Annotated in this window: 3 protein-coding genes and 1 pseudogene; 1 reads left to right on the top strand and 3 read right to left on the bottom strand. The window is 37.7% G+C overall.

Going from position 1 to position 6,016, the window contains the following annotated elements:
• The first annotated feature begins 37 nt into the window (after window positions 1-37).
• A pseudogene (locus tag E2L07_RS19385) lies at window positions 38-1,152 on the top strand (IS4 family transposase).
• 257 nt (window positions 1,153-1,409) lie between these two features.
• On the opposite strand, the gene E2L07_RS19390 reads toward E2L07_RS19385, so the two are convergent.
• The 3 genes from E2L07_RS19390 to copZ all read right to left on the bottom strand — a co-directional run bounded on the left by E2L07_RS19390 (window position 1,410) and on the right by copZ (window position 5,672).
• Window positions 1,410-2,732: a cell wall-binding repeat-containing protein gene (locus E2L07_RS19390; protein ID WP_134230406.1), complete on the bottom strand. Its 1,323-nt coding sequence runs from the start codon at window positions 2,730-2,732 to the stop codon at window positions 1,410-1,412.
• Window positions 2,733-2,790: 58 nt separating this feature from the next.
• On the bottom strand, window positions 2,791-5,253 hold the full coding sequence (locus E2L07_RS19395) for a heavy metal translocating P-type ATPase (RefSeq protein ID WP_003321465.1): 2,463 nt from the start codon (window positions 5,251-5,253) through the stop codon (window positions 2,791-2,793).
• A gap of 212 nt (window positions 5,254-5,465) precedes the next feature.
• A complete protein-coding gene (gene copZ, locus E2L07_RS19400) occupies window positions 5,466-5,672 on the bottom strand; it encodes a copper chaperone CopZ (RefSeq protein ID WP_003321466.1) in 207 nt (68 codons plus the stop codon).
• Window positions 5,673-6,016 lie beyond the last annotated feature (344 nt).

Here is a 6,016-nt window from a genome sequence, read left to right on the forward strand (position 1 = left end):
GTAATCCCGTCCAAATCCAATAAAAAGGACCAATCTCATGGACAAGATTACACGAAAAACTTCATTTGGACAATGGTTTTCACCAATAAATCTTCAATTATTTGAAGAACAGGTGAAAACGATGAAAGTAGATCGCTATACGAAAAAATTAACGACAGAGTCATTTCTAAAATTACTGCTTTTTGCGCAACTACATGAAGTCGAAAGTCTCCATGCCCTAAGGGATTGTCTTTTCGATGACCAGCTCCAAAAAGGTGTCAACCTTGATTCGATCAGTATCTCTCGGCTATCACGTCGTTTGAGTGGCATGAATCCAGATCTATTTCAAAGGCTTTTCCTGGATTTAGTCGCAAAAATCCAAGCCAAAACACACGACACCAAACTCATTATGCCGTTAAAATCATTGATTCAAGCACATTGCCACTCAATTTGACCAATCATAAGTGGGCACAGTTCCGCAAAACAAAAGCGGGTGTAAAGCTGCATTTGCGCCTTGTGTTTATGGAAAAAGGAATTTCCTATCCTGAAAAGGCTGTGTTAACAACAGCAAAGGAATATGATCGTGGTCAACTAGAAATCATGGTAGACGACAAGGAATGCATGTATGTGTTTGATCGTGGCTATTTAGACTACGAACGCTTTGATCGCATGACGGATGATGGTTACTTCTTTCTATCTAGACTCCGTAAAAACGCAGTCATACGAGCAGTTTATGATTTTAAACGATCCGAGAATTCGACGGTTCTGTCCGATCAAATGGTGTTGATTGGTACCACTCAAAACCGCACGGAGAACTACTTTCGTCTACTAAGAGTGATGGATTCAAAAGGAAATGAACTTCAGTTACTGACAAATCGTTTCGATTTGAGTGCCGAAGACATTTCAGAGATGTATAAATCCCGCTGGGCCATTGAGTTGTTTTTCAAATGAATGAAGCAACATCTCAATATCAAAAAGTTCTACGGTCAAAGTGAATGGGCGATTCAAAATCAAGTGTTTATCGCACTTATTGTTTTTTGCCTCCATGTTCTCGTTCAAATCGAAACGAATAGTAGGCGAAAAACGCTACAGATTAGTCGTTATTTAAGGGCGGCTTTATGGAAACCAGCACACATTTGGCTACGAAAAATTGAAGGAAAAGTAGTACCGTAATAAACGAATTGTCGTTGTCACAACTGTCTAATTGTAAATTGTTTTCCAAATGGATGGGGCCACCTTTGTTTAGGTATTTACCTTTTTGGCTCTGAACTAGAAAAAATATTAAACTGAAAATTCAGTCATTATTTATGCAACACTAGTGACTCAATTTAATAAAATTATTTTTAAACTTTTGCTAGTCTCTAATTTACATAAGATTGAAATCCGAACTTTAAGAGGAGAGGTTGACATAGGAACCTCTCCTCCATTTATTAATGTCCTCCGTGGTCATCTCCACCTAATGAGACAATTTCCAGTTTTTCATCTAATATACCTTGAGTTATAAATGGAATATCAGTAAATGTACCAATTATAAAGCCATGGTTATATGGTCCTTCTGTTGGTTCTTCCTGAAATGCGGGTTTAACTTTGGCAAGATACTGATAAAGTTCATCTGTGATTTCACCTTCATCTAACAACATCATTGGAGCATGCTTTCCTAAATGAGCAAAAGGAGCAGCCGCAATGGCAAGTTCAGGTGTATTAGTTGATGAAAACACAAAACCGTGCCCAGGACTAGTAATTCCCCAACCAAATCCTGTTTCAGCATCTTTATATGAGGCGAATTCAATGGATTGAGCTACTGGATTATCCCCTTCAATTCGGTGAACCGTTCCATACGTTTCTAACTCTTGAGCAATCTCATCAGATATAATATCTTCTGGTCCTACAAGATAGATCGTTACCCCATTCTCTCTTGCATTAAGAGCATCAATTGTTTCTTGTGGAATCCCATCATTATCAACATAAAGTACAGATTCATTCATGTGAGCAATCCAATTTCCAACAGAAATTGTATATTCTTTTGCGTCTTCCTCTGAAGAACCAATTATTACATTTGGATGAACTTCATTAATGGTTTCTGTAAATTTTTCTTCAATGTTCCTAGCAAAATCTGCTACATTTGCACCCTGTACTTGTTCAACATTGTAGGCGTTTAATTTATTTAATTCTGCTTCTGGAAGATCGCCAACCACGAGGACTTGAGTGTCTTCACTATTGCCTTTTGGTTGTAGTCGATTAAGTTCATTTAAGACATCTTCAGAAATTTCTCCGTCCCAATACAACATAGGACCATCATTAGGATGGTGAACCAGTGTTAGAGCGGCTAAGGAATATTGCCATTGATTTAATGGAGCCAATATAACTGTCCCAGGTTGATTTTCCTCATGGGTTGCTGGCCAAACAGTTTGAGATACTTGAATGGATAATTGGATAGGATCATCCTCATTTATTCGAGTAATGTTCTTAGTATTTACGACCTTTAATTCATCAGTTGCTAAATTATTGAGGTTCTCCGGAGCTTTTGCCGCTTCCTGTTCTAAATTCAATCTATCTACGTTAACTGAGTCACCCTGGTGCCCTTCATGATCCATCTCTTCGTCCATATGATCCATTTCTTCGCTTTTTTCGATATCCTGATGCCCTGCATGATCTTCTTCGGCTTGGGTACAAGCGGCAAGGAGCATACTTAACAGTAAGAAGGAGACAACTAACATCAACTTAGTAGCTTTTGATTTTTTCAATTTATCCATTCCTTTCTAATAAATAACTCCATTTATCTCTCCTGCCTTTATCTTATCCAAATTAACTCTACTCAATCGTTGATTTGAATTTTTTAAGTCTTAAAGTGTTTAACACAACCGAAACAGAACTAAATGCCATTGCTGCTCCGGCTATCATAGGATTCAGCAGAATTCCAAATTGGGGATATAGTAAACCCGCTGCTACTGGAATCAAGACAATGTTATAACCAAATGCCCACCCAAGGTTCTGCCAGATCATCTTCATCGTTGATTTAGATAGTCTGAGGGCCGTTACAACGCTTTTAATATCACCACGCATCAAAGTGATATCTGCGGTTTCCATCGCAACATCCGTCCCCGTTCCAATGGCAATTCCTACATCGGCTTGAGCGAGTGCAGGAGCATCATTGATACCATCACCGACCATAGCCACCATTTTTCCTTCTCCTTGTAGTTTTTTTACTTCTTCTGCCTTATGTTCAGGTAACACCTCAGCAATATAGTTATCGATTCCGGCTTCCATTGCAATCGCTTTGGCCGTTCGTTTATGATCGCCTGTTAACATAATCACTTCAATACCCATCGATTTTAAGGCTTTGATTGCTGGGATGGTTCCTTTTTTCAATGTATCAGCTACTGCTATGATCCCTGCAAATTCCCCGTCAATCCCAACATACATGGGTGTTTTCCCTTGATCAGCTAATGTAATTGCTTTTTCTTCGTATAACCCCAAATCAATATTGTATTTACTCATCAGTTTGATGTTGCCAATTAAGACTTCTTTGTTATTTAATGTGGCAAGTAATCCGTGACCAACAATCGCTTCGAAAGATTCAGGGTCATTTATAGGAAGGTCTTTTTCTTTGGCAGCTTCCACAATGGCTTCACCTAATGGATGCTCTGATGCAGTTTCAACTGATGCAGCTACTTGCAATAGTTCCTGTTCACTTACTATATCAGTTGTAATGATATCTGTTAGTTTTGGCTTGCCTTCCGTTATGGTACCGGTCTTATCTAAAACAACAGTCTTAATTTTATGGGCACGTTCTAAACTTGTAGCATTTTTAATTAGGATGCCATTTTCAGCTCCTTTTTCTGTACCAACCATGATTGCTGTTGGTGTTGCCAAACCTAACGCGCAAGGACAAGCAATAATAAGAATCGCAATAAAGGTAGTTAATGCGAAAATCAGACTTGGGTCCGGACCGACAAAATACCAAACAATAAATGAGACTACCGCTATTAGTAAGACTGCCGGTACAAAGTAAGCAGAAATTAAATCAACGACACGTTGAATGGGAGCTTTCGAACCTTGAGCTTCATTAACCATTCGAATAATTTGTGCGAGTGCCGTTTCTTTCCCTACTTTTGTTGCACGAAAACGAAAACTTCCAGATTTGTTAATAGTCGCACCGATAACCTCATCTCCAGATACTTTTTCTACTGGGATAGACTCACCGGTTAACATGGATTCATCTATCGTAGATCTACCTTTCGTGACGACTCCATCAACAGGAATACGTTCACCTGGCCTTACAATGATCTCATCATCAATCTTTACTTCATCAACAGAAATTTCGAGTTCATTTCCATCTCTAATCACTCTGGCTGTTTTTGCTTGCAAACTCATTAATTTCTTAATTGCCGTAGAGGTTTGCCCTTTTGCTTTCGCTTCAAAGTAACGTCCTAAGAGGATAAGCGTCGTAATAACGGTTGTGACATCGTAATAAAGTTGGTACGGGAAGCCCATTGCCGTAAGCTGATCCGGAAATAACGTCATCGCACCACTATAAAGCCATGCAGCTGACGTACCCATTGCTACTAATACATTCATATCTGCTGAACCATTTCTTAATACCTTATAGCTATTTTTGTAAAATCTCCAACCAGGTACGAGTTGGATGTAACTTGTTAACACAAGTAAGAATAAAGGATTAGACAAAAATGTCGGTACCCATGCTCCCCAGCCATGCATCATGTGAGGGATGCTACCAACTAACACAACGGTTGTTAAGACGGCTGCTACTGTAAAATCTTTTAAAAGCTTTCTCGTTTCTACCTCTTGCTCATCAGATTCTTCTCTCTGTTCATTTTCATTGATAATTGATGCTTCATATCCTATCTTTTCAATTCGTTTTATAACAGCTTCGGGATCTAATATTCCTTTTTCTCCTTCAACCTGAGCTTGATTAGCAGCCAGGTTCACATTAACAGATTGCACACCTTCTACTTTTGCAATAGCCTTTTCCACACGGGTAACACATGATGCACATGTCATTCCCTTTACAGAAAATAGAACCTTTCTTTGATCATCGTTATCAATGGGCTTAGCATCATATCCAGCCTTCTCAATAGCCTTTATAATTGCCTCAGACATTTCTATGGTTTCATCCGCTTCAACTTGAGCTTGATTGGCTGCCAGGTTTACATTAACAGATCGAACACCCTCTACTTTTGAGATCATCTTTTCAACGCGATTGACACAAGAGGCACATGTCATTCCTTTTACCGAAAATATCATCTTACTCACCTGATTCCCCTCCTTTACAATTCGAATAATACTGTTATTGTGATCATATTTCCCTTATAGATTACCAAAAGAATGTAAAGAAAATATGTGAGATACATCACAGATTCTTCTTTGTTCTATAAGTATCTTCATTTAGATAAAGCTAATGAAAATAGTGAAGAAGGTCGTACTAAAATCGTGCGACCTCACTTATATGATCCCATGCAACTACTTCATTCTACATCATATCCTTGTTCTTCAATCTCATGAATAATTTGATCTAATGAAATAACACCAGAATCATAATTAAGGTTTACTTTCCCTTCAGACAGCATAACTTTTACTGAGTTGACACCATTTAACTTTCCTATATTGTTTTCTATTGTACTTATGCAATGCCCACATGACATTCCGTTCACTTTTAATGTTTTTTGTTCCATTATTTTAACCTCCTAAAATGAATGATATGATATTTTCTTTTCAAACTAAATTTACCATACCCCCCTACGGTAATCAAGTTAATTACTTCGTTGAAATTGAACACTTATTGAACAGAAGGAGGGATCAAAAAAGTATGCATACTAACTTTAAGAATTTCAGAATATAAAAGGATAAAAAAAGAAGGAATGAAAATAATCATCCCTCCCTCAATAAAGTTCACTAGCGTTGCATTAAATAAAAAAAGATTTGTCAAGGTGTAATTAAATTCAATTTTATTGAATTTATGGTAAATACTAGTCTTCAACTTCATAAAAAAATCCTTATAATTAGATGACAGAAGGTA

It is taken from the genome of Halalkalibacterium halodurans (assembly GCF_004376175.1).
Classification (GTDB): domain Bacteria; phylum Bacillota; class Bacilli; order Bacillales; family Bacillaceae_D; genus Halalkalibacterium; species Halalkalibacterium halodurans.

Excerpts from the sequence above, each read along its gene's own strand:
- E2L07_RS19390 (WP_134230406.1), bottom strand. The coding sequence starts at position 2,732 with ATGGATAAATTGAAAAAATCAAAAGCTACTAAGTTGATGTTAGTTGTC.
- copZ (WP_003321466.1), bottom strand. The coding sequence starts at position 5,672 with ATGGAACAAAAAACATTAAAAGTGAACGGAATGTCATGTGGGCATTGC.